Origin of the sequence: Streptomyces boluensis (genome assembly GCF_009908195.1) — a bacterium.
Lineage (GTDB): Bacteria > Actinomycetota > Actinomycetes > Streptomycetales > Streptomycetaceae > Streptomyces > Streptomyces boluensis.
Genome location: NZ_JAAAHS010000087.1, coordinates 1 through 23,248, shown reverse-complemented (window position 1 = coordinate 23,248; position 23,248 = coordinate 1). Strand labels below are relative to the sequence as shown.

Below are 23,248 nucleotides of genomic sequence, written 5' to 3'. Positions count from 1 at the left end.
CAACCACCCCCACCCCAGGACTACTTCGGCAGCGCAACCGATGTGTGACGTCGTACGAACCAGAGGCCGAGGAGCGAGATAACGGCAACGCCCATGTAGTACAGGCTGGGTGAGTCGAGCGAGCCGGTGCGGTCGATGAGCCAGGTCAGTACGAGGGGCGCGATGCCGCCGAGCAGGGTCACGCCGAGGTTGTACGCGGTGGAGACAGCGGTGGTGCGTACCTCGGGCGGGTAGAGCGACGTGAGCAGCGCGGGCAGCGGAGCGAAGTAGAACGCCATGATGACGCCGAGCACCGCGATGACACACACAAGCGTGGGCACCGTCGGTGAGCTGGTCAGCGCCTTGAACAGCGGCCACGCGAGCGCCAGTGCGGCGACGGCCGCCCACGTCATCACACGGGCCGGCCCCACCCGGTCCGCCAGCTTGCCGACGAGCGGCACCCCGACGAGCGTGACGAGACCGGCGACGACACCACCGAGGTAGGCGGCGTCGGCGGGCACCCCGAGGCTTTTCACCGCGAAGGTCGGCATGTAGAGGATCAGGTAGACGGAGATCGTCGCGACGCCCACGCACGCGGCACCGGTGAGCACCCGGCCGAGGTGGCGCGTCAGCGTGGTCCGGACCGGCGTGCGCTCCCGCGGCCCCTGGCTGAACTCCTCGGTCTCGGACAGGCGAGCCCGGATGTACAGGCCGACAGGGCCGACGAGGATGCCGACGATGAACGGGATCCGCCAGCCCCAGGAGTACAGGTCGTCCTCGGAGAGGTACTTGAACAGCACGTAGCCGAAGGCCGAGGCGAGGAACATCGACACGCCCTGGCTGGCCACCTGCCAGGAGGAGTAATAGACCTTGCGGTGGGGCGCCGTCTCGATCAGGAACGTCGTGGCCGTGCCGAACTCCGCACCGGCCGAGAACCCTTGGACGAGCCGTGAGACCAGGATGATCAGGCCCGCCCAGGCGCCGATCGCCTGGTGGGTCGGGGCAGCGGCCATGAGCACGGTCCCGGCCATCATGAGGATGAGCGTCAGGGTGAGCGCCTTCTTGCGCCCGTACCGGTCGCCGTAGCCACCGATGAGCAGACCGCCGAGAGGCCGTACGAGGTACGAGATCGTGAAGGTGGCGAAGGTGAGGATGAGGCCGAGGCCGCTGTCACCGCCGGGGAAGAAGTTCTTCGCGATGACGACCGCGAACGACGCGTAGACGATGATGTCGAACCACTCGAGGGCCGCGCCGATCGAGCTGCTGATCACCGCCTTGCGGGCGGCCGCTATGCGTTCCGGCGAGACGGACGAGGCAGAGGCGTCGGCAGAGGTGTCGGCGGGATCGCCGGTGGGGGGACCGGTAGGGGTGCCGGCTGGTGTGGTGGTCATGGTGGGCGTGGCCCTCTTCTCTTCGGTCTTCTCTTCAGCCATCTCTTCAGTGGCGTGGGACGGCGCCGGCTGAACCGGACTGCTCAGGCACGCAGTTGCCGGACTGCTCAGGAACGCAGTTGGTCGATGAGGCTGTCCAGGAAGGCCTCACAGCGTGCGATCTGTTCGAGCTCGACGAACTCGTCCGGCGAGTGGGCCTGCGCGATGTCGCCGGGACCGCAGACGACCGTCGGGATCCCGGCCTGGTGGAACAGCCCGGCCTCGGTGCCGTACGTGACCTTCCCGGGGCTCACCTCGCCGCCCCACCGCGAGGCGAGTTCCATGACCTCGGCGTCCAGCGAGGTGTCGAGCCCCGGAGCCTTCGCGCCGACGGACACCTCGATGCGCGCCTCCGGGTTCTCCTCCCGCATCAACGCCTCGATACGCCGCACCTCGGCGCGGAACAACTCGATCGTCTCGTCCACATCGACGCCCCCGACCGCACGGAACTCGAAGCTCAGCGAGCACTCCGCCGGGACGGTGTTGACGGCGATACCACCGGCGATCTGGTTGACCGTCGCCGTCGTGAACGGCACCTCGTAGTACTCGTCGAACGGCCCCTCCACACGCTGCCGTTCGGCGAAGGCGCGTACGAAACGGACGAGTTGCGCCGCGTACTCGATCGCGTTGACACCCTGCGGCGTCAGCGAGGAGTGCGCGGCGACGCCGTGGAAGGCGACCCGGAGCAGGGTGATGGACTTGTGGCCGCGGATGACTCGCATGCTCGTCGGCTCCCCGACCACACAGGCACGCGGGCGCAGTTCACGCCGCACCATCTCGTCGACGAGGGACGGGGCGCCGACGCAGCCGATCTCCTCGTCGTACGAGAACGCGAGGTGCACGGGCTCGCTCAGCGATGCGCCGGTGAACTGCGGCAACTTGGCGACGATCGCGCCGACGAAGGACTTCATGTCACAGGTACCCCGACCGTAGAGCCGCCCGTCGCGCACCTCGGGCCGGAACGGCTCGCTGCTCCAGGGCTGCCCGTCGACGGGCACCACGTCGGTGTGCCCCGACAGGACGATGCCCCCGGTGGTCGACCCGTCGGCGGCGGGGATCGTGGCGAGCAGATTCGCCTTCGTACCATCGGAGTTGGGCACGAACACCGGCTCGACGCCGTGGGCACGGAGCTCCTCGGCGACGAGCTCGATGAGCGGCAGGTTGCTGTCCCGGCTCGTGGTGTCGATGCCGATGAGACGGGTGATCCAGTCCATCGTCACATCGGACGGGACCAGGTTGGTGCTGTCGGCCGGCATGGTCTGAGCCTCCAAGGCGTTGGGCGGTCTTACGCGTTGTGCTGATGACAGATGATCATCGACCACCCGGTTCACTGACAACTCGGTTCATTGGCAACACGGTCGGGGCCCGCCGATCAGCCATTCCGGACAAACCCGAGGTCGACAGGGGTCGCGGGTGCACCGTTCTTCCGTACGTCCGCGAGCAGCTCGGGCAACTGCGGCGGCCACAACGCCTCAGCGCCACCGGACAGTTCAGTCGGCGACCACCATCGCCACCGGAGGATCTTGTCGGCGGCATGCGAAGCGGCAAGGTCACCGACCGGGTCGCGGCGGGGCCCCTGCGCGAGAAAGATGTGCTCGTGCTGGCGAACCGGCACCCCGGCCCTGGTGAAGTCGTGCTCCCACAGACACAACAGGGTCCCGTCGACCACGATGTCGGCCCACCCGGTCTCCTCGCGCAACTCACGCTCAGCGGCCTGCAGCGGAGTTTCGCCCGGATCCATCCCACCGCCGGGCATCGCCCAGTGGACGCCGACTTCCTCGTTGTCATACCGAAGCAGGAAGACCGACCCCACAGGGTCCAGGACCGCGACTCTGGCTGCTTGTCTGGGTATCCGCATGGAGTCAGGGTGCCAGCGGGGAGGGGCACTGTCGATCAATCACTGCACTGATGCCCGTACCCGAGAAACCGTCAACGCTCGGTGGATCAAGCGTTCTAGACTCCCGGGATGACCAGCGATCCTTTCCGGCTCACCGTCCTGGGGAGCGCGACGCCCTACGCGAGCGTGGACAACCCCTGTTCCGGCTACTTGGTGTCCAGCGGCGATACGCGGGTCTGGGTGGACGCGGGCAGCGGGACGCTGGCCCAGTTGCAACGGCATGTCCGGCTGGACGAGTTGGACGCGATCTGGATCTCGCACCTGCACGCCGACCACAGCGCGGACCTGCTCACCGCGTACTACGCCGCACTCTTCGCGGACGTGCAACTCGCCGCGCCCATCCCGCTGTACGGCCCGCCGGGCATCGTTGACCGCCTTGCGCACTTCCTCACCAACACCTCGACCCGTAGCCCGGTCGAATCAGCTTTCGCGGTCCATGAACTACACGACGGGCATCAAGTGCACGCAGGCGCCCTCACTTTGACCAGCCGGGCAGTGGCACACGGCATCCCGGCCTTTGCCGTACGCATCGAGGCCGGGGGCCGGTCGCTGGTCTACTCCGGGGACACGGCACCGTGCCTCGGCCTCACGCAGCTGGCCGAGGGGTGCGACGTACTGCTGTGCGAGGCCGAGAGTGCGCAGGTGCCGGCCGAGGGCGAACAGGTGCACCACACACCTGAGGACACCGGCGACACGGCCGGCGCAGCCCGCGCGGGCCGGTTGATCGTCACGCACGTCGGCCGCTCCCTCACCCCGCAACAGGCTGTGGCACGCGCTTCGGCCCGGTTCGACGGTCCCGTCGACTACGCCGCTCCCGGTGTCACCTTCTCGATCGGCTACGTCGCGGGTGCGGCCCGCGACGCTCTGCCCCGTGCCTACGCCACCGAGGTGGTCGTCCACTGCCAGGACAACCCGGCGGTCAGGGTGAGGTTCTGTGACCGTTTCCGTCAGGACGAAGACTGCGTGCACTACGCGGTTGAGGCGTGCGCGCCCGGGCTGAACGCTCGTGTCGACGAAGTGGTCGCATGGATCTGGGACGCGGACCTGGTGCGCTTCCTGGAGGAGCTGGCTCGGGACTTTCAAGGGTGGGACGGAGAGCGCGTCTGGCAGAACAACGATCGTGACCTCACCCTCAGAGCGGCCTTCCGGTCGGGCGGGCACGTTGGGTTGACCTGGACTCTTCGGCCCTGGCCGACGGCCGCAGGCGGCTGGGAAAGTTCCGTCACCACATGGCTGGAGGCTGGTGAGCAGATGTCCGCTCTCGCCGCCGAACTCCGCCACTTCCTTCACGAGGATCGGGGCGATCGTGGCTGACCCGGGGTGGTCACCAGAGTCGACGAGGCGCTGATCCTGGCAGAACGTGAAGACCAGTGGCCGCGGGGCCGCGAAGTCTTCGACCGAATCCGGCAACGCCGCCTCAGCAGAGCAGACCCACCGGCGGACGCACGCGCACTGTGCTCTGCTCTGCACGCGCGGAACTGGTGGCCAAGCTCGCGCACAACGCAGCGGGACAGCGGCCGCCCTTCGACCACGACTCGGGTTGGCGCGTCGGGCCGACTGCGTATCGCCTCGCCGCGGCAAGCGGGAACACCTCCCGGCGACCATCACGAGCGCGTAGCCCCCAGTCCGTACGAGATGACTGCCGCTGACGCCACATCAGGCCAACACCTCCCGAAGCCAGGACCTTTCCGCACGGCTGGTGGCTCGGGCGATGGTGAGCATGCCGCGCCGGTAGGGATCGTCGACGTCGTCGGCACCCAGTGGGCGGTCGCCGTCGTGGAAGAAGCTCGCGGGCTGTTCCAGGAAGTGCAGCCGACGGCGCAGTACCGCGTGTTGGTCGGCGGTCTCGGGCAGGTGCGAGAGAAAGGCCAGGACCGTGAAGTACCGGGTGCTGTCGCTGATGTCCAGCTCGTCGGCGTCCCGCAGCCGACGCAGCAGCTCGCGGCGGCCAGAGTCGGTCAGGCTCAAGGTGTGCCGCTGAGCGGCCGAGGCGCCCGGTTCGGTCCGCCGCTCCAACAGCCCGGCTTTGACCAGCCGATTGATCGCCGGGTAGAGACTGCCGTCGCTGACGGGGCGGACATGGCCGGACAAGTGCGCTATCCGGTGGCGGAGTTGATAGCCGTGCAGCGGCCCCTCGGCCAGGAATCCCAGGATCGCGAGTTCGAGCATGCTGCTACTCTCGCACATCGAAACGAGGTACCTCGAATCGATGTAGGGAGCTCAGGGGTGATGTACACCGAGGAATGGGTGACCACGAGGGCACGCAACTCCTACGAGCACGGCCGGGCATCGTTCGGCATACGGCCTGAACGGGCGGCGCTGCTGGTCATCGACATGCAGGACGAATTCGTCCGGCCCGGCTGGAGCCCTTACTGGGTGCCTGCGGCCACCCGGATGGCGCCCCGGCTGCACCAACTGGTCGGAGAATGCAGGGCGGCTTCCGTCCCGGTGATCTGGACCATCTTCGACGACACCCACCTCGGCCTTGACCGGCCGCACACCTTGCGATTCCTCCCGCACGCCGACACCGACTGGCACCGGCCGGGCCCTGCCGAGGTGTGGGCCCCGATGGACCGCCACCCCAACGAGGCCGTGATCCGCAAGCCCTCCTACGGGGCGTTCTACGACACCCCGCTCGACACGATGCTGCGCAACCTCGGCCGCGACACGGTCATCGTCACGGGAACGCTCACCAACTACTGCTGCGGCACCACGGCCCGGCAGGCGTACGAACGCGGCTACAAGGTCGTCTTCGGATCCGACGTCACGGCCACCGACGACGAGTCCCGGCAGGAACCTGAACTCGCTGTTCTGCGCAAGGGATTCGCGCTGGTGCTCACCGCCGAGGAGATCGCCGAGCGACTTGCCGCAGCCACCTCAGTGTCAGATGGCGAGGGAGCTGGCTGACCACGCTGAGCCGCTGGACATCGACATGGTCAGCGTCGAAGAGCGCACCGCGAGAACCCGTGCTGGAGATCAATGCACGAAGCCCTCTGACCGCTGGCGGATGCCAGGGATCGTTGCACACAGGTGAAGTGCTCAGTGCTGCCAGTCGATTTCGCCGCCTGGACCGACCAGGACTGGTTCGAGTCCTGAGCCGGTCAGGCTCCAGGACTCGTAGTCGGGATCTGGGTCGATACTCAGTCGAGTGCTGTCGTCGAAACCGAGGGACAAGGTGCCGTGCCCGGTGACCTCGGCTTTGGTCACGGTTGTGTTGAACAGCCCGAGGAGTGGTGCCAAAGCCGTTCCCGTCCCAGGCAGGAGGATGGCCTGGGCCCCGGCGGCATCGGTGAGGGTGATCGGCGTCTCGATGACGAGTTCGCCATCGAGACGGATCCGGCCGTCGGGCTCCTGATCAGTGAAGCTGATCCGGACCTGGTGGTCGAAGGCGGTGCGTATGACACGGGCACCGACCAGCGCTGTGGGGACTTTCACCACACCTCCAGAGGCTCAGTGCGTCGTGAGCAGTGTAGACAGGCGGTCAGCAGGGTTTGCCAGAGTGCCCCCGCCAAGGCACACGAGGCACGCCACGCCAGGACCCGCACCGGCACAGAGCCATGAGCACCGGTACCCACCGCAGCCGCGCAGCTCAGTAGCGGCCGCGCCGCCGACTCGCCACACGAGCAAGCCCATACGGAGGCACACCCCCTCCGTAGGCAGCCATGTCGGCCAGGACGACAATGAGCAAGCGGGCCGCGAGTTGGGCCGCTTCGTGGTACGCGAACGCGTCCTGGACGCCGAACGCTACGAATACGTCGTCACCCGCCAGCGCACTCAATCACGTGCGCCGCGGCCAGAGAAGAAGGTGAACGCCATGCCGGAGACGGCCGACACTCTCAACCCTGCGGCCGAACTCGCCGCGTGGCTCGTGGAGTTCAGCGATCTCGGATTCTGTCTGACCCTGACCAGGGACCAGAAAACTGACGATGTGATCCGTGCCTACGGGATCGACCCGGCGCAGGCCAGGTCGCTTTCCCTGGACGACTTCCTGGAGGTCGACCCCAGCGGCACCGGCGGAGACGAGGGACCGTCATCCGGTTCGGGAACAGCGGCGTCTGCGCTTTCTCGCTCGAATACATCGGCATAACGGGCGGCCAGGATCCAGTGCTCTCCCACCTGTCCTCACGCACAGAGACCGTCGCCCTCACCCATACCGCCGACGGCATGACCTCGTCCAAGCACGCTCGTGACGGCGTCAGACTCAGCGACTTCGAGCCGGACGCCCCTCAGGAGACCCGGAGCGGCCCGGGCCCACACACCTTCGCGGAACGGCTGCAGCACGTCATTGCCCAACGGGCCACGGATGACGAGGCCGACTGGACGACGGACCTCCAAGACGTCTTGCATCTGGTACATGACCAGTACGGCGAGCTCCCGGACCCCACCACGCTCCGTGGAGCGCTGCTCACGGCCTTTCTGCCGGACGCCCCGTAAGAATGCAGACGCCATGTGGGTTCCCGTCGAAGTCGCGCACCGTCGCGGGGCAGCGACCGTGTAGGGCGTGTACACATTCCGCGATCCGCCCGGAACGGAACAGTGCTCCGCTCCGCGCCGCCTGACAGGGCGGCGGGAGCCATGACGCCCCGCCCCGGCCAACTGGAGGCGGACGCAGTGCTGTTGGCGGCTAAGGGTGATCGGCGGCTGCATACACCGACACGGACGCGGCACGGGGCCGAGTCGCGCGGCCTCGCGTCGTAGGTCGCCGCAGGCGGCCCAGCCGGGCGATCTGGCCGAATCCGTCATGTGGACGCATAGTTGCGGCCAGGATGGGCGGTATGAGGCAAGAGGGTGTGGGACGGCCGGGCCTGCGGCCGGTGACGGTCAGGGTTCCGGTGGAGCCGGTGGAGGCCGCGGTGGAGGCCGACGCGCGTGACGCCGCGGTGCGCAGTAATCGTCTGGCGGTCAGAGGCCCGCTGTTCGGCGTGGCCGCGCAGGACACCGACGACGGGTCCCGCTGGCGGGTGGTCGTCGAGGTCACGCACGGCTACTCGCAGCCCGCTCGCGACGCGTTGAACAGTTTGCTCTGGTTCAGGGCGAAGGACGAGGCCAAGGACCGGGCGGAGCGGCGCGCGCTGCTGGAAGCGGTCACCCGCCTGGAGACCGAGCGCGTCGACGAACTCGCCGTGCTCGGCACTCGCTACCGCGTAGTGAGGGCCGAGGAGTACATGACCATGGGCGAGCACGGCGACATCGAGATGCCGCGCGCCACCGACCCGGAGCCGCTCATGCCCGACTGGAGCCACGAGTACCGCGACGCGAGGGTCGACGACGGCCTGGTACTGGACCCGGACGCACCCCTGTCTCCCGTCACGGCGGCGGAACGCCTGTCCCTGCGCACCCTCGCCTACACCGGTGCCAGGTTTCCGGCCGAGGTGCTGCGCGAATCCGCGCAGGCCGTGGAGAGCCATCCGGACATTCTGCTGATGCCCGTGGCGTTCCGGATCGTGGAGCGGTTCGGCGACGAGTCCTGGAGTCCGGGCAGCCGCCTGGTGGTCACCGCCCACGACGCGCGCCGGGTCCTCGACTTCGACCTGGTCTGGCTGCTGCCCCGCGAACACGGCCTGATCCCTGAGGACGCGGAACACATCGGCCCGATCAGAGTCGACGCGCGCACCCTGATCGAGGAGGGCACCGACCCCGCGGTGACCGAGCTGACGGTGTTCGCCGACGCGGCGGACCGGCTGCGCACCGAACGCCTCAACGAGGTCGTCGTCCACGCCAGGACCTCCCGGATCTGCCGTGCCCGCCGGCTGCTGCGCTGGGGCCCCGACGGGCCGGAAGGCCCCCGCCCGTCCGACGGCATCGGCGACCACGAACCTGAGGTCATCCACCCGCGCCTCGACGAGAACGGGACCATCCATTACGAGGATGATCCCGCAGAGGACGACGCCGCCGTGGGGCCATCGGCGTAGGCCATCGGCCGAACGGTGAGTCACCCGTCGATGACCTCCGCGCCCTCGCCTCACCGAGTCATCGACAAGACACGGCTCAGGGCGTGACCATGCTGAACACCGGGTAGATCCGCGGTTGCACGCCCTCCGGGACGCCGAGTTCCCGCAGGATCGGGATGATGGTCTCGCCGAACTTGCGGAATGCCTCCTCGGACTCCCAGACATCCACGACGAGCCAGCCGTTGTCGGTAGGGGCGGCAGTGTGCGAGATGAGGCCGGTCACCGGCCAGTCGGAGGCGGTCTTGACGGGGCCAGGACGGCCGGCCACCATCTCGGCGCTGCGCTCGTACTGGGCCTGGGTCATCCCCGGCATTTCGAAAATCGCGACGATCGCCATGCTGAGTTCCCTTGCGAAGAGGTACAGAGTCCTTCGACAAGCTGACCATCCTCGCGAGCTGCCTGCGCGTCGGGCTGGGCCGGAGGAGGCATACGTGGCCGGTGTGCGCTGAGCGTTGTCCGGCCTCTCCCGGGAGCCAGACGTCCGACGCCGGGCCGACCCGAACGCACGTGAACCGCAAGGGAGTTGACCGCCTACGACTACCCGCACACGCTCCGGGGTCAACCCGTACCGCCGTCGCCGTCCCAGTCGAACGGGAAGTGCTTGCTCGACTTTCCGGAGCGGTCCCAGGAGAAGCCGAACGCGTCGGCGCGGTCGGTGGTGGCCCGGCCCCAGGTGGCGACCTGGCCCGGCCCGACCTCGGCGCCCGGCGCGTTGAGTACCTGTACCCGCGCCCCGTCCGGGGTGGTCGGCCCGGTCAGCGCCTCGGCGGTTGCCGATACGCGTCCGGGAACCTCCGCACGCCAGCCGCTCAGGTCCTCGTCGACCTCGATCCGGATCGGAGCGAACTCCATGCCCCGCATCTCCGGGCCGAACATCTCGCCGAACTCTGCGGGCCAGCCACCCGCCTCACCGCCGAAGATGCTCTGGAGGGCGGCGCGCTGCCGGTCGTCGGCACGCTCGTCGAAGAAGACCGCGGCGTACGCGTCGGTGTGCGTACGGGCCCAGGGGTTGCCGACAAAGGAGCCGAGCATCAGCACGTTGAGACCGTCGAGCCGTACGTCGCCGAAGTTGCCTTCCCGGATGTGCCAGGCCAGTACGCCTTCGCAGTCGCCGTAGGTGGGAGGCTGGGCGAACGTGCAAGGGCACGGGATGGCGCACTTGCACACATCGAACCAGTCGCCGGTCAGGTGCCAGCGCGTATCGGTAGTTACCTGCTCAGTCATCGTCGCTTCTCTCCCGTCGAGCCCTGGAGGCTCACGTGGAGTGACGAGACCGCGCCCCGAGCCCGCTCCCGGGATCGCAAGCGGCCTCCCTTCCATCGTGCGCCTCATGGGCCGAGGACGCGAGCGGCCGGGCTGCGGCTCGGCTACATCACCATCGGCGACTCGGACATCTGAAGGCCGGGCAGCAGCCAGTCCTGGAAGGGAGCGAGTACGGCCAGGACCAGGAAGGCGAGGCCGACCAGCCAGGTGAGCCACGGGCCCCACCGCCACAGCTTCTCCAGGAAGATCACCGCCGCGAGACCGGCCATGGCCGCCACGTTCATCACGCCGAGCGGCAGGAGGACGATCATCAGGCCCCAGCAGCAGCCCACGCAGTAGAGCCCGTGGTGCATGCCCACGCGCAGGTCCCGTGCCCACGGCCGCCAGCGCGAGTACTGGACCAGGTGCGCCAGCGGGTTCCGGCAGTGGAGCAGACACACCCGCTTCAGCGGCCCGAACTGGTACAGCCCCGCGAGCAGGAACGCGGCGGCGCCCAGCCAGCGACCCGCGTCGGGATGGTCGTCCACCAGGTTCCCGGTCGCCGCCAGTACCCCGTACGCGGCCAGACCGAATACCGCCCAGGAGACCAGGTAGCCCGCGGCGAACTGGGCGATGCGCGCGGCGCGCGCGACACCGGTCGACTGCCGACCGATCGCCCGCGCCCAGGCGATGGCCACCGGCGCCACCGACGGGAACATCATCGCCACCATCATGGTCACCCAGAGCAACAGGAAGAGGGGCAGCGCAAGCCCCATCGTTCCCGGTTCCACGCCCATGTCGCGGGACTGGGCCACCGTGAGAACCCATGCCAGCCCGGCGAGCACGACCATGAGGATCCACGCGGCAGCCAGATCACGCCGCAGCGGGAGGGTGCCGAACTGGGCCGGCGCGGGGGCCGCGACGCGCTTGTGCAGCATGGCGTTCCTTCCAGAGGCCCGGTTCCTCCAGCAGAACACAGAAGCGGGCGCTGGAGGAACCGGAACCGGGCCGTGGATCGTCGGCGTCACGCCCCGTCGCGAAGGCGGTTCGAAGGCGGCTCGAAGGCCGTGGGCCACTGCAAGAGTTCTATCAAGTGATTCAAATCCGTGATAGATAACCACGCGACGTCGAGTAGTGAGGAGATCTCAACCATGTGGACGGCCGACTCACTGAACTTCGGGGCGTTCCTGGCCCCGTTCCACCCCCTGGACGCCGACCCCGCGCTCCAACTGCGGCGCGATCTCGACCTGATGGAGCACCTCGACCACCTGGGCTTCGAAGAGGCCTGGATCGGCGAGCACCACTCCACCGGCGCCGAGATCGTGCCCGCACCGGACCAGTTCATCGCGGCCGCCGCCGAACGCACGTCCCGTATCCGCTTCGGCACCGGCGTCGTGTCGCTCCCGTACCACCACCCGCTGATCACCGTCGACCGCATCACGCAGCTGGACCTGCAGACCCGCGGCCGGGTCGTCCTCGGCACCGGGCCGGGCAAGATCCCGCTCGACGCCCGCATGATGGGCATCGACCCCGCCGAGCAGCGACGGATGCAGGGCGAGGCGCTCGAAGCGATCCTGCCGCTGCTGCGCGGTGAGTTGGTGAACATGGAGACGGACTGGTTCACGCTCCGCGACGCCCGCGCCCAGCTGCCGACCTACGATCCGGCGGGCATCGAGGTCGTCGCCGCCTCCACGATCTCCCCGAACGGCTCGGTCCTCGCCGGCCGCAACGGCCTGTCGCTGCTCTCGCTCGCCGCGAGCTCCCCGTCCGGTTTCGACGCGCTCGGCCGGAACTGGGAGATCTACGAGAAGGTCGCCGCCGAGCACGGACACGTCGCCGACCGGGCACGGTGGCGTCTGGTCAACCCGATGTTCCTCGCCGAGACCCAGGCGGACGCCGAGCGCGCGGTCCGCCGCCGCATCCAGGCCATGGCCTCGTACGCGAACCGGCAGGCCGGCCGGAGCCCGGAGTGGGGCGAGACCCCGCAAGGCGTGATCGACCACTGGCGCCGCGACTCCCTCGGCGAGTTCGGCCAGGCCGTCATCGGCACCCCGGACCAGGCGATCGCCCAGATCGAGCGGCTGATCGAGCAGACCCGCGGCTTCGGCACGCTGCTGATCCTGCATGTGGACATGGCCAACTGGGAGGACACCAAGCGGAGTTACGAGCTGTTCGCCTCCGAGGTCGTCCCGCACTTCCGCGGCCGCAACCGCAACCGCCAGGCCAGCCTGCAGTACGCCGAGGACCACCGCGAGCAGCTCATCGGCAGCCTGGCAGGCGCGATCACCAAGGCGCACACCGACTACTACGGCGAACAGCCCACCGGGAACGGAGCCTGAGCATGCGCGCAGTGCAGTACCTGGACGGCACCTTCACACTCGCCGACGTACCCGAACTGCCCGCGCTCGGCCCGGCGCAGCTGCGTATCAAGGTGGCCGCGTGCGGTATCTGCGGCAGTGACCTGACCGTGTCGAAGGACCCGTGCCGCTTCGCCGAGGTCGTCGAGGGCGCCGACTACCAGCTCGCCCGGTTCGACCCGCGCCGGCCTGTGGTCCTCGGGCACGAGTTCGCCGGAACCGTCGCCGAGGTGGGCGCCGTCACCGACTTCGCGGTCGGGGACCGGGTGGCGGGTCTGGGCATCGTCACCGACACCTCCACCGGCATCCCGAAGATCATCGGCTACTCGAACGAATACCATGGCGCGTTCGGTGAGTACATCGTGGTCGACAACGCGTGGGCCCGCCACGTTCCCGACCAACTCTCCCTCGAACACGCCGCGTTGGCGGAACCGCTGCACGTGGGCGAACTCCATGCGCAGTACTCGGGCCTCACCTCGGCGGACTCGGCCCTCGTCATCGGCTGCGGCACCATCGGACTCGGCGCGATCATCGCGGCGAAGGCCCGTGGAGCGCGGACGGTCATCGCCTCCGAGCCGTCACCGAAACGCCGCGAACTCGCCGCCAGAATGGGCGCCGACCACGTCGTCGACCCCACCGAGCAGGACCCCTTCGACCTGTGCAAGGCGCTGGCCGCGGACGGGGCGACCGGCGACGGCCACCTCATCGCCTTCGAGTGCAGCGGCCGCCCCGGCATGCTCAACACGCTGCTGCACCGACTGCCGTACGACTCACGCATCCAGGTGCTCGCGGCACCGTTCGCCGACGAGACGATCATTCCCGTCGTCGGACAACTGCGGCGCATCGGGATCAATTTCGGTCACGGCCGCACCGACCGCGCGTACGAGATCGTGCTGCAGCGCCTGGCCGACGGCGAGATCGACGCGGACGCGATCATCACCGGCCGAGTCGGGCTCGACGCGGTGGCCGACGCGTTCACGGCCCTGCGCAACCCTGAGGAACACGTCAAGGTCATGGTGATTCCGTAGCGGGAGGGGGGAGGGGCCCCGTCCTGATACAGCCCCCTCCGTCAGCCCTTGGGGCCCAGCATCCGCTCCGCGCCGCCGATCGTGAAGTTCACCAAGTCCTCGTGGAACGCGGCGAGTTGCTCGCGGTCCAGGCGGCCGCCCCGCGTCGCCAGATCCTCGGCGTTGCTCAGCGTCTGGAGGTACCCCATCACCACGATCGGCCAGCGCAGTTCGAGCCGGTCGTCGTCGCAGTCGGGGAACGCGCGCCGCACCTGCTCGCGCAGACCCGACGCGACGGCGTCCTGCCCGGTGGCCTCGACGGCGGGCCGCCCTCCCCGCGACACCTGCACCACGATCCGCACCCAACGCATGCCGCGCACACGGTGCTTGAGGAGCAGTGCCAGATAGGGATCCGTCAGCGCACGCACCACCTCGGCCGCCGTGGGCGCCGCGCGCCGTGCGGCCAGCGCCGCCACGTTCCCGGCGATCTGATCGCGTACGGCGGCCCCGACACCGAGCAGCACCTCCGCGACCAGGTTCTCCTTGGAGCCGAAGTGGTAGTGGACCGAAGCGGGCCCCTGCCCTGCCGCGGCGTTGATCGCACGGACCGACACGGCGTCCACACCCTGAGCGGCGAACAGCCGCTCCGCGGCCCTGATCAGCCGCTGCCGCGTGGCCTCGCCCTGTCGGTTGTTCGAGGTGACGGCCATGAGCGGCAGCTTAGCCATGGATCACTCGCCCCAACCACACGCCCCGACCACACGCCCCACGCGAGTGTTCCCGACGGGGCGCCCTCACAGGACACGTGACGTTCGTGACACACCGCTTGAACGCGGCGCGTCCGCCCCGGGCCAGGCACTCAACTTGAGCCAGAATCAGCCGAGTTGACATCGCCTCGAACTCACCGAACTCACCGAACTCACCGAACTCATCGGACTCACCGAACTCATCGGACTCACCGAATTCATCGGACTCAACGGCAAGGAGTGCCTCCCATGACGGCCACGCCCGGACTGCACATCAGCCCGGAATTCCCCGCAGTGCTCGACCGGATAGCGGAACTCGGCGCGACCCTCGACGCGCAGGCGGGACCGGCCGAGGAACTCGGACGGCACACCGAGGACACCGCGCGGGCCCTGCTCGACGCGGGGATCGTCCGGGCCGAGCTGCCGAGGAACCTCGGCGGATACGAGTTCTCCCCGCGCCAACTGCTCGAAATGGTCGAGCGGGTCAGCTACCACGACGCGGCCGCCGGCTGGACGATGCAGGCGCTGCAGGTGATGACCGCGACCACCGCGGCCTACCTCGGTCCCACCGCGGCGGCGGACCTGTTCCCCGATGTCGCGAACGGGAAGTACGCGCTGCTCGCCGGTCACGGCACCCGACCCGGCCGGGCGGTCCCGGTCGACGGCGGCTTCCTCGTCAGCGGCGCCTGGCAGTTCGCCTCCGGCATGGCGCACGCCTCCCACGTCCACAGCGCGATCCAGGTCGAGGGCACCGGGGAACTCCGCGTACTGGCGATGCCCAGGTCGCAGGTGGTCCTCGACGCCAACTGGGATGTGCTCGGGCTGCGCGCGACGTACAGCGTGGACTACCACTGTGCCGACGTGTACGTCCCGTCCACGCACACCTATCCCGCCACCACGACCACCCCGGCCAACGGAGGCGCGATCTACCGGCTCGGTCTGGTCAACCTGTCCGCGATCGGGCACACCGGCTGGGCGTTCGGCGTGGGGCGGCGCCTGCTCGACGAGCTGAAGTCGGTCGCCGCGGCCCGCACCGGCACCCGTAACGCCGCCGTCGACACCTCGCAGTTCCACGCCGAGTACGCGACCGCGGAAGCCGGACTCCGTGCGGCACGGGCCTGGGCGTACGAGGTGTGGCAGGGCGTCGAAGTCACCCTGGACGCAGGGGAGTTGCCGAGCACCGAACAGGACACCCTGCTGAGGCTGGCGCTCAACCACGCGACGTCGACCGCCCTCGACGTGGGCAGGACGGTCCACCGCTGGGCGGGCACAGCGGCGATCCGGCGAGGTCCCGTCGAACGCTTCCTGCGCGACCTCGCCACGGGCTCCCAGCACATCACCTCGAGCCCGGTGGTCCTGCAGAACTGCGGGACCTGGCTCAGCGGGGCGCGGCCCGAAGCGCGGTGGACTTTCCTCGACTTGGCGTAGCGCGCGGCGTGGCCGCACACGGAAGCTGAGCCAGAACCCGTTCCATGTACAGAGCCGCTCGCGGGTCTGCGGTAGCAGTGGCAGGAACAGGACATCAGCGGCCACCACCGGCCGCACGGCGAAGCAGGAGAGACCACCATGGCGATTCAGCGGATGGACAACGTCGGCATCGTCGTCGACGACATGGATGCCGCCATCGCGTTCTTCGTGGAACTCGGTATGGAGCTGGAGGGCAGGGCGGAGGTCGAGGGTCCTGTCGCCGACCAGTGCACCGGACTCGACGGCGTCCACTGTGACATCGCGATGGTCCGGACCCCGGACGGTCACAGCCGGCTCGAGCTGGCGAAGTACCGCAGCCCCGCGGCGACCAGCGACGGTCCGCGCAACAAGCCGCACAACATCCTGGGCACGCACCGCGTCATGTTCGCCGTCGACGACATCGAGGACACCGTCGCCCGCCTGCGCCCTCACGGCGCCGAACTCCTCGGCGAGATCGCCCGGTTCGAGGACAGCTATCTGCTCTGTTACGTCCGCGGCCCGGAGGGCATCATCGTCGGACTGGCCGAGCAACTGAGCTGAGAGGAGGATTCGCGCTCACGCCGGGCGCTGTCGTGCGAAACCGTGCACGGTACGCCGAGGGCGTCACCCCCAGGTGGCGCAGGAAAACCCGGCGCAGGGTCTCGTCGCTGCCCAGGCCGCTGAGGTGGGCCGTCGCGGTGACCGTCTCGCCCGCGTCAAGCAGCGTCTGTGCGGCTTCCAGGCGGACCGCCTCGACGTAGCCGCCGGGTGTGTCACCGATCTCCTCGTTGAAGAGGCGGGTCAGGTGGCGGGCGCTGAGCCCGGCCCGGCGGGCGAGTTCCGGCAGGGAGTGGTCCGCAGCCGGGGCCGCGGCGATCGACCTGAGCAGCGCGGCGAGGGTGCCGTGGCGCGGCGCGGGAGTGCGCGCGGCCACCGAGAACTGCGACTGCCCGCCCGGACGTTGGAGAAAGACCACCAGGTCGCGGGCGACTTCACGGGCCAGCTCGTGGCCTTCGTCGGCCTCGACGAGGGCCAGGGCCAGGTCGAGTCCGGCGCTCACACCCGCCGACGTGTAGATCCGCCCGTCCCGTACGAAGATCGCGTCGCCGTCCACGTCGATGTCGGGGTGGCGTCGCGTCAGCGTCGTCGTGTGCCGCCAGTGCGTGGTGGCGCGCCGGCCGCGCAGGAGCCCCGCCTCGGCGAGCGCGAAGGCGCCGGTGCACACGGACGTGGTGCGCCAGGACACCGAGTGCAGGGTGCGGACCGCGTCGAGGAGGCCGGCCGGCACCTCCTCGGGGAGACCGGGGGAGCCGGGCACGATCAACGTGTGGACTCGCGACGCCGCCAGTTGGCCGACCGGGTCCGTGAGCAGCCGGGTCCCGGCCGAGGTGGTGACGGCACCGCCGCCCGGCGACAGCAGCGCCACCTCGTAGCGGGCGCCCAGGCCGGCCGCCGTGCTGAACACCTCCAGCGGAGCCGTGACGTCGAGCAACCGCACGCCGTCGTACGCGAGCACGGCGACGGTACGGGGGAGGGGACGCTGACGGGTTCGCATGCCCCCAGGTTAGCGCCACGGCATGTCTGTATGTGTGGGATTCCTGTCCGAAAGGACATGGTGCGCAGGCGTGCGCGGGCGGCAGCCTGAAGGCATCGCAGCAACGGCGGCAAGCGGTCCGTCGACACCGACTGGACCGCAGCAACCGACAAGGAGCCGACCGACCATGACCACACGTATCGCCGATATCGAGATCCCCGACAGCGCGCTCGCCAAGGAGGCGACCGAGCTGGTCCGCGACACCGCGGGCGCCCTGCTCTACGACCATTCACGCCGCGTCTACCTCTTCGGCGCCCTGCGCGGCCGCCGTCGCGGCCTGGACTTCGACCCCGAACTCCTTTACGTGGCAGCCCTGTTCCACGACTTGGGGCTGACGCAGAAGTACGCCACGTCCGAGCAGCGCTTCGAGATCGACGGCGCCGACGCGGCCCGCGACTTCCTGCTGCGGCACGGTCTGACCTCCGAGCGCGCCCGGACCGCGTGGACGGCGATCGCCCTGCACACGACGCCGGAGATCCCGTACCACATGGAGCCGGAGGTGGCCCTGGTCACCGCGGGCGTCGAAGTCGACGTCCTGGGCCTCGGCTTCGACGAGACCACGCAGGAACAGCGGGACGCGATCGTGGCCGCGCACCCGCGCCCGGACTTCAAGCGCCGGATCCTGGCGGCGTTCACCGAGGGCATCGCGCACCGCCCCGACACCGCGTTCGGCAACGTCAAGGCCGATGTGCTCGCCCACTTCTCGCCCGGCTTCGTACGCACCGACTTCGTGACCGTCATCGAGAACTCGGAGTGGTCGCAGTGAGCAGTTCCCCGGAAACCCGAATCCACCAGGACACCCAACTCCGCCCTCCCGTACCGCCGTTCAGCGAAGCAGACGCCCTCGCCAAGGTGCAGGCCGCCGAGGACGCGTGGAACACCCGTGACCCCGACCGCGTCGCGCTCGCCTATACGCACGACTCGGTGTGGCGCAACCGCGACACCTTCGTGACCGGCAGGGAGGAGATCCGCGCCTTCCTCGCCGCGAAGTGGGAACGGGAGCTCGACTACGCGCTACGCAAGGAACTGTGGACCTTCGGCGACGAGCGGATCGCCGTGCGCTTCCAGTACGAGTGGCGGGACGCGGCCGGCAGGCACTGGCGTTCCTACGGCAACGAACTGTGGGAGTTCGACGCCCACGGTCTGATGCGGCGGCGCGAGGCGAGCATCAACGACGTTCCGATCCAGGCGCATGAGCGGCGGATCCACGGTCCCCGCCCGCCGCAGGAGCACGGGGCGGCACTCCCTCTGGCGTGAGGGGAGTACGGACGCTCCGATCCGTCGACCGATGACGCGGCCCCGCTCGAGACGATCGAGCGGGGCCGCGGTCGTGCGGAGCCCAAGGGCAGGCAGAGACGAGTCAGCTACCGAAGGGGATGTCCCGGCCGGTGGCCATGCGGCGCGTCTCCGGATGCGCCTCGACGTAGTCCTGGATGTACGAGAGCGACTCCCGTACGCCACTGGCGTCCGTGCCGCAGCCCTTGAGGCCGCGGACACCGTCGGGGTAGCAGGACATCCGGTTGCCGTAGATCAGCGCGTCCACGGCGGCGCCGGTGTCGGAGTCGTCGAGCAGGGTCTCGGCGCGCTTCCGGTCGCCGGGGCCCACGGTCCAGCCGACCGTCTGGGCGAGTTCCCCGCGGTCCCGGGCTTCCCCGCCTGCCCGCAGCTCCTCGCGGATGGTGCCGAACTTCAGCGCCATGCTGAACAGGCCCTGGTCCATCACACGCTGGTTCTGCGCGATGGCCGCCCCGTGCTCGGCGTAACCGTCTCGGACGTCCGCGTAATCGCCGCTGTAGGCGACGCCTTCCTTGCTGTTCAGGCTGCCCGTCAGGTCCTTCCAGCCGCTGCCGCCCTCGGTCCCGTAGAAGCCGTACAGCACCCGGATGCCCTGGCTCTCCAGCTTGCTGCGGGCCAGATCCCGCAGGGCGACCGCGGAGCACTGCTCCTTCTCCGGATCACGGCTGTCGCACCAGTCGGGATTCTTCATGTCCAGCCAGACGAACGAGACTTGACGCCCCGTCCGGTGCTCCTTCGCCACCCGGTCGAACATGTCGGCCATCGTGTCGCCGTAGCTGGTGAGGGTGCCGTCGTGGTCCGCCCACCAGCCTTCCTTCCAGGCCGTGGCGTCGATCTCAAGCGCGTTGGCGCCGTCCCCGAGTGCCGCGGTCACTCCCTCGGTGGTGAGCACCCGGTGGGCGATGGCCCAGGTCGGGCGCTGCTTGCCGGTGCCGGACCGCTCCGCGGGCGTATCGGTGGACCCCTTGCTGGACTTCTTGCCGGACGCCTTGCCGGGGTCAGTGCCGGACCCCTTGCCGGACTCCTCGGCGGGTGCGGCGCTCTGGGCGGCGGCTGCGGTGCCCAGGGCGGCCATGGAGAAGGCCAGGGCCAGCGGAATCAGTGTCCTGCGGCGTCTGTTCACGGCGCTCATCCGGACGGGTCCTCTCTGTTGTTCCGGGCTGCTGTGGGGACAGCCCGCTCGCTGCGCCCAGGTGCGGCCAAGGCGGACAGCAGGCAAAACTCGGAGGAGCTTATGCTGACTTACCGTCCGGTAACCAGTAAGTGTGACGTAAGTAACCGGTCAGTAACCTGGCCCTCGCCGTGCCGCCGAGATTCACTGCATCTCCCCAGACCGTCTGAGCCCCGTTCGTCTTCCCAAGATCGTCTACGTGGCATCCGACAACGAGGAGACAGCAGGATGCAGTCGCAGGGAATCAGCAGGCGCGCGATGCTCGCGGGGGTCGGCGGCGTCGGCACCGCCGTCGCGTTGGGCGCGGTCGGGTGGCAGGCGGCAGCGGCCGAGAACGGCACGGCCAAGTTTCCGATACCGGACAAGTCCGAGCTGAACGTGCTGATCACGGGAGACGCGGGCACCGGCACGCCCGAACAGTTCGCCGTCGCGGCCGCCGCGCGAAAGCTGTGCGAGAAGCGCGGCGTCGACCTCGCGATCGGGCTCGGCGACAACATCTACGAGAACGGCCCCGAGGACGTCCTGGACGACGAGTTCAGCACGAAGTTCGAGGAGCCCAACAAGGGCATCGACGTCCCGTGGTTGATGGTGCTCGGCAACCACGACACCAGCGGCATCATCCCCGGCAGCGGCGGCCGCCCGTCACGCGGCGACCACGAGATCGCGTACCACCAGCACTCGGCCCGCTGGTACATGCCCGACCGGCACTACTCCGTCGCTGTCCCGCAGCAGGACCCGGTGGTCGAGTTCTTCGGCATCGACACGACACCGCTCTCCTCGTACGTCCTGCAGACCGACCCCGAGTACCACTGGGACGGCCCCTTCGTCCACAAGCAGCGCGCCTGGCTTGCCGATTCACTCGCCGCCTCCCGCGCCCGCTGGAAGTTCGTGTTCGCCCACCACCCGCTGCGCAACAACGGCACGCACGGCAACGCGGGGGCGTACGAGGGCATCACGTGCGGCGACTACATGAGCGGGAAGCACGTCAAGAAGCTGTACGAGGAAGTGGTCTGCGGCAAGGCCGAGTTCATCCTCTCCGGCCACGACCACACGCTCCAGATCCTGGACACCGGGGCTGACTACCAGGGCACCCAGCAGATCGTCTGCGGCGCCGCCGCGAAGACCAAGGGAAAGGCGAACCGGCCCGAGAACAAGGAGTTCTGGGCGGCCTACGACACCCTCGGCTTCATGATGCTCTCGATCAACGCGGGCCGCGTCGTCACGGACGCGTACACCGTCGACCCCGAGACGGCCGACTACCAGCACGCCTACCGCCACACACGTACGGACCGGATCGGGGCCTGATCCAGAAGGGGTTTCTATGTCGCGGGCGGGCCCGTTGTGGTCCGCCTTCGCTTATGGACCGAGTAGACCAGCACACTTTGGCTCTGTCCTGCGGACCATGACCGGGTCAGGGTGAGAGGACCCCAACTCGTGCGGAGGTCCTCTTGAGTCTCGCGTTCCTGCTGACCACCCTGATCGTGGTGGTCACCCCCGGCACCGGAGTGGTGTACACCCTCGCCGCCGGACTGTCCCACGGCCGCCGGGCGAGCGTGATCGCCGCGTTCGGCTGCACCCTCGGCATCGTGCCGCACCTGGCAGCGACGATCACCGGCCTGGCCACACTGCTGCACACCAGCGCCGTCGCCTACGAGGTCGTCAAGTACCTCGGCGTCGGCTACCTGCTGTACATGGCATGGGCCACCCTGCGCGACAAGGACGCGCTGACCGTCGAAGCGGCCGAGGCGCGGCCGGCGGCCCGCGTGATCGCCTCCGGCGTGCTGATCAACCTGCTCAACCCGAAGCTGACGATGTTCTTCGTCGCGTTTCTCCCGCAGTTCGTCCCCGCGGGCGAGCCCGGCTCCCTTGCCACGATGCTCCAACTCAGCGCCGTCTTCATGGCGTTGACCTTCGTGGTCTTCGCCGCGTACGGCATGTGCGCCGCAGCCGTACGCCACCACGTGCTGGCCCGGCCGCAGGTGATGACCGGCATCCGCCGGGTGTTCGCCGCCTGCTTCGTGGGCCTGAGCGCCCGGCTGGCGGTGGCCTGAGCATGCACTTCCGGCACGCAGAAGCGATCTGGTCCGACTACCCCGGACTCGCCGCAGGCGCCCTCCACGCCACCGGCATCAGCTCCGCCACCGCCACCGCCGTCGGCCCGCGCATCGCCGAGCACACCGCCCGCGCCGTAGCCCGACTCACCGACACCACCGAAGGCCAACTCCCCGAAGTGCTGGCCTGGCGGCGGGTGTTCACCCGGATGGGACTGAAGCCGACGCAGTACCGGTGCGCCTCGGAGTCGCTCCTCCGGCGGCTGAGGAAGGAGGGCACCCTGCCGCACATCCACCCGGTGGTCGACCTGTGCAACGCGATCTCCGCCGCGTACGCGGTCCCGGTCGCGGTCCTCGACGCCGACCGCATCACCGGCCCCCTCCTCGAAGTGCGCTACGCCCGCGGCGACGAGCACTACACGACCTTCACCGCCAGCACCGAGCACCCGGCCCCCGGCGAGGTCACCTTCACCGACTCCGCCGGACGGGCACACGCCCGACGCTGGACCAACCGGCAGAGCGGCCACTCCGCGGTCGGCGAACACACCAGCCGGATCCTCGTGGTCACGGAAGCCATGCACGACGGCGGCACGGAAGCTGTACCGGAACTGCTCAAGACGATCGCCGAGGAGCTGGCCACGCACTGGCCGACCGACCCCACGACCGCCGTACTCACCTCCTCCGCACCGGAGTTCACCTTCGGAAGCTAGGCCGTGACCGGCGCTCGGACGTCGCAGAAGTACATGGCACCATGGGCGCCCGGTGCAAGGATGGGGCGGACGAAGGAGGGGAACGGGTGACCGGCGGCACGGCCGAGGTGTACACGGCGGCAGCCGCGTCAGCGGACAGCGGTTCCCCCGCGTACGGCTCCGACTTCCTTCAACTCGACGCCGCGGACGTGCCGGTGGGCGCCAAGGCGGACTGGCTCGCCCGTCGGCTGCGGCAAGCGATAGCCGATGGCCGACTGGCGGTGGGCAGCCGCCTGCCGGCCACCCGGGTACTCGCCGCTGAACTACGCGTATCCCGCGGGGTGGTCACCGAGGCGTACCGGCGACTGACCGAGGACGGCCACGTCGAGGGG

At 69.2% G+C, this 23,248-nt stretch carries 26 protein-coding genes and 1 pseudogene; 16 read left to right on the top strand and 11 right to left on the bottom strand.

The genetic code is table 11. The annotated features are described in order from the left end of the window. Nucleotides 1-20 precede the first annotated feature (20 nt). From GUY60_RS14045 to GUY60_RS14035, 3 genes are all read right to left on the bottom strand, one after another. Complete coding sequence (locus GUY60_RS14045) at nucleotides 21-1,412, bottom strand: MFS transporter (protein ID WP_223178689.1); 1,392 nt, start codon at nucleotides 1,410-1,412, stop codon at nucleotides 21-23. Between the two features lie 65 nt (nucleotides 1,413-1,477). Next, nucleotides 1,478-2,665: an acetylornithine deacetylase gene (gene argE, locus GUY60_RS14040; protein ID WP_161697538.1), complete on the bottom strand. Its 1,188-nt coding sequence runs from the start codon at nucleotides 2,663-2,665 to the stop codon at nucleotides 1,478-1,480. A 116-nt stretch (nucleotides 2,666-2,781) separates the two neighbouring features. Further along, the gene (locus tag GUY60_RS14035) at nucleotides 2,782-3,267 is read right to left on the bottom strand and encodes an NUDIX hydrolase (protein ID WP_161697536.1); all 486 of its coding nucleotides are present in this window, start codon (nucleotides 3,265-3,267) and stop codon (nucleotides 2,782-2,784) included. A gap of 108 nt (nucleotides 3,268-3,375) precedes the next feature. Here GUY60_RS14035 and GUY60_RS14030 point away from each other — a divergent pair. Beyond that, nucleotides 3,376-4,143, top strand: a pseudogene (locus GUY60_RS14030) (MBL fold metallo-hydrolase); the annotation flags it as partial. 51 nt (nucleotides 4,144-4,194) lie between these two features. Continuing rightward, on the top strand, nucleotides 4,195-4,620 hold the full coding sequence (locus GUY60_RS14025) for a DUF6228 family protein (protein ID WP_161697542.1): 426 nt from the start codon (nucleotides 4,195-4,197) through the stop codon (nucleotides 4,618-4,620). A gap of 342 nt (nucleotides 4,621-4,962) precedes the next feature. Here GUY60_RS14025 and GUY60_RS14020 read toward each other — a convergent pair whose 3' ends face one another. Beyond that, nucleotides 4,963-5,475, bottom strand: a complete 513-nt coding sequence (locus GUY60_RS14020) for a PadR family transcriptional regulator (protein WP_187370015.1) — start codon at nucleotides 5,473-5,475, stop codon at nucleotides 4,963-4,965. 60 nt (nucleotides 5,476-5,535) lie between these two features. Here GUY60_RS14020 and GUY60_RS14015 point away from each other — a divergent pair, with 60 nt between their 5' ends. Beyond that, the gene (locus GUY60_RS14015) at nucleotides 5,536-6,213 is read left to right on the top strand and encodes a cysteine hydrolase family protein (RefSeq protein WP_188132495.1); all 678 of its coding nucleotides are present in this window, start codon (nucleotides 5,536-5,538) and stop codon (nucleotides 6,211-6,213) included. A gap of 132 nt (nucleotides 6,214-6,345) precedes the next feature. Here the strand turns inward: GUY60_RS14015 and GUY60_RS14010 are convergent, their stop codons facing one another. After that, the gene (locus GUY60_RS14010) at nucleotides 6,346-6,741 is read right to left on the bottom strand and encodes a DUF6188 family protein (protein ID WP_161697530.1); all 396 of its coding nucleotides are present in this window, start codon (nucleotides 6,739-6,741) and stop codon (nucleotides 6,346-6,348) included. Between the two features lie 265 nt (nucleotides 6,742-7,006). Between GUY60_RS14010 and GUY60_RS14005 the strand changes: the two genes are divergently transcribed. The 3 genes from GUY60_RS14005 (at nucleotide 7,007) to GUY60_RS13995 (ending at nucleotide 9,218) form a co-directional block, all read left to right on the top strand. Beyond that, nucleotides 7,007-7,393: a hypothetical protein gene (locus GUY60_RS14005; protein WP_161697529.1), complete on the top strand. Its 387-nt coding sequence runs from the start codon at nucleotides 7,007-7,009 to the stop codon at nucleotides 7,391-7,393. Continuing rightward, complete coding sequence (locus GUY60_RS14000) at nucleotides 7,339-7,740, top strand: DUF6461 domain-containing protein (RefSeq protein ID WP_376771227.1); 402 nt, start codon at nucleotides 7,339-7,341, stop codon at nucleotides 7,738-7,740. Before GUY60_RS14005 ends, GUY60_RS14000 begins: the two co-directional genes overlap by 55 nt. A 341-nt stretch (nucleotides 7,741-8,081) precedes the next feature. Further along, nucleotides 8,082-9,218 (top strand): DUF5954 family protein, encoded by a 1,137-nt coding sequence (locus tag GUY60_RS13995; protein ID WP_161697525.1) that lies wholly within the window; start codon nucleotides 8,082-8,084, stop codon nucleotides 9,216-9,218. 76 nt (nucleotides 9,219-9,294) lie between these two features. On the opposite strand, the gene GUY60_RS13990 is transcribed toward GUY60_RS13995, so the two are convergent. From GUY60_RS13990 to GUY60_RS13980, 3 genes are all read right to left on the bottom strand, one after another. Continuing rightward, complete coding sequence (locus GUY60_RS13990; RefSeq protein WP_161697522.1) at nucleotides 9,295-9,594, bottom strand: hypothetical protein; 300 nt, start codon at nucleotides 9,592-9,594, stop codon at nucleotides 9,295-9,297. A gap of 221 nt (nucleotides 9,595-9,815) precedes the next feature. Then, nucleotides 9,816-10,481, bottom strand: a complete 666-nt coding sequence (locus GUY60_RS13985) for a DUF1326 domain-containing protein (RefSeq protein WP_161697520.1) — start codon at nucleotides 10,479-10,481, stop codon at nucleotides 9,816-9,818. 143 nt (nucleotides 10,482-10,624) lie between these two features. Further along, a complete protein-coding gene (locus GUY60_RS13980; RefSeq protein WP_161697518.1) occupies nucleotides 10,625-11,437 on the bottom strand; it encodes a DUF2182 domain-containing protein in 813 nt (270 codons plus the stop codon). A 213-nt stretch (nucleotides 11,438-11,650) separates the two neighbouring features. Here GUY60_RS13980 and GUY60_RS13975 point away from each other — a divergent pair, with 213 nt between their 5' ends. After that, on the top strand, nucleotides 11,651-12,838 hold the full coding sequence (locus tag GUY60_RS13975; RefSeq protein ID WP_161697516.1) for an LLM class flavin-dependent oxidoreductase: 1,188 nt from the start codon (nucleotides 11,651-11,653) through the stop codon (nucleotides 12,836-12,838). A gap of 2 nt (nucleotides 12,839-12,840) precedes the next feature. After that, on the top strand, nucleotides 12,841-13,884 hold the full coding sequence (locus GUY60_RS13970) for an alcohol dehydrogenase catalytic domain-containing protein (RefSeq protein WP_161697515.1): 1,044 nt from the start codon (nucleotides 12,841-12,843) through the stop codon (nucleotides 13,882-13,884). Nucleotides 13,885-13,925: 41 nt separating this feature from the next. On the opposite strand, the gene GUY60_RS13965 is transcribed toward GUY60_RS13970, so the two are convergent. Then, a complete protein-coding gene (locus tag GUY60_RS13965) occupies nucleotides 13,926-14,573 on the bottom strand; it encodes a TetR/AcrR family transcriptional regulator (RefSeq protein WP_161697513.1) in 648 nt (215 codons plus the stop codon). A 285-nt stretch (nucleotides 14,574-14,858) separates the two neighbouring features. Between GUY60_RS13965 and GUY60_RS13960 the strand changes: the two genes are divergently transcribed. Together GUY60_RS13960 and GUY60_RS13955 are read left to right on the top strand one after the other, a co-directional pair. Next, entirely contained in the window at nucleotides 14,859-16,037 is a 1,179-nt protein-coding gene (locus tag GUY60_RS13960; RefSeq protein ID WP_161697511.1) for an acyl-CoA dehydrogenase family protein, read from the top strand. 138 nt (nucleotides 16,038-16,175) lie between these two features. Next, nucleotides 16,176-16,616, top strand: a complete 441-nt coding sequence (locus tag GUY60_RS13955) for a VOC family protein (RefSeq protein WP_161697509.1) — start codon at nucleotides 16,176-16,178, stop codon at nucleotides 16,614-16,616. Here GUY60_RS13955 and GUY60_RS13950 read toward each other — a convergent pair. Beyond that, entirely contained in the window at nucleotides 16,585-17,610 is a 1,026-nt protein-coding gene (locus GUY60_RS13950; protein WP_161697507.1) for a GlxA family transcriptional regulator, read from the bottom strand. The genes GUY60_RS13955 and GUY60_RS13950 overlap by 32 nt on opposite strands. A gap of 166 nt (nucleotides 17,611-17,776) precedes the next feature. Here GUY60_RS13950 and GUY60_RS13945 point away from each other — a divergent pair, with 166 nt between their 5' ends. Together GUY60_RS13945 and GUY60_RS13940 are read left to right on the top strand one after the other, a co-directional pair. After that, nucleotides 17,777-18,415, top strand: coding sequence for an HD domain-containing protein (locus GUY60_RS13945; RefSeq protein WP_161697505.1), 639 nt, complete (start codon nucleotides 17,777-17,779; stop codon nucleotides 18,413-18,415). After that, nucleotides 18,412-18,906, top strand: coding sequence for a DUF1348 family protein (locus GUY60_RS13940; RefSeq protein WP_312866297.1), 495 nt, complete (start codon nucleotides 18,412-18,414; stop codon nucleotides 18,904-18,906). Before GUY60_RS13945 ends, GUY60_RS13940 begins: the two co-directional genes overlap by 4 nt. Nucleotides 18,907-19,009: 103 nt before the next feature. Here the strand turns inward: GUY60_RS13940 and GUY60_RS13935 are convergent, their stop codons facing one another. Next, a complete protein-coding gene (locus tag GUY60_RS13935) occupies nucleotides 19,010-20,077 on the bottom strand; it encodes a PI-PLC domain-containing protein (RefSeq protein WP_187370014.1) in 1,068 nt (355 codons plus the stop codon). A 267-nt stretch (nucleotides 20,078-20,344) separates the two neighbouring features. Here GUY60_RS13935 and GUY60_RS13930 point away from each other — a divergent pair, with 267 nt between their 5' ends. The 4 genes from GUY60_RS13930 to GUY60_RS13915 form a co-directional block, all read left to right on the top strand. Continuing rightward, on the top strand, nucleotides 20,345-21,421 hold the full coding sequence (locus tag GUY60_RS13930; RefSeq protein ID WP_161697503.1) for a metallophosphoesterase: 1,077 nt from the start codon (nucleotides 20,345-20,347) through the stop codon (nucleotides 21,419-21,421). A 143-nt stretch (nucleotides 21,422-21,564) separates the two neighbouring features. Further along, on the top strand, nucleotides 21,565-22,167 hold the full coding sequence (locus GUY60_RS13925) for a LysE family translocator (RefSeq protein ID WP_161697501.1): 603 nt from the start codon (nucleotides 21,565-21,567) through the stop codon (nucleotides 22,165-22,167). Between the two features lie 2 nt (nucleotides 22,168-22,169). Then, nucleotides 22,170-22,877, top strand: coding sequence for a B3/B4 domain-containing protein (locus GUY60_RS13920; protein WP_161697499.1), 708 nt, complete (start codon nucleotides 22,170-22,172; stop codon nucleotides 22,875-22,877). Nucleotides 22,878-22,918: 41 nt separating this feature from the next. Next, on the top strand, nucleotides 22,919-23,248 hold a 330-nt coding region (locus GUY60_RS13915; protein WP_161697497.1), incomplete at its 3' end, for a GntR family transcriptional regulator.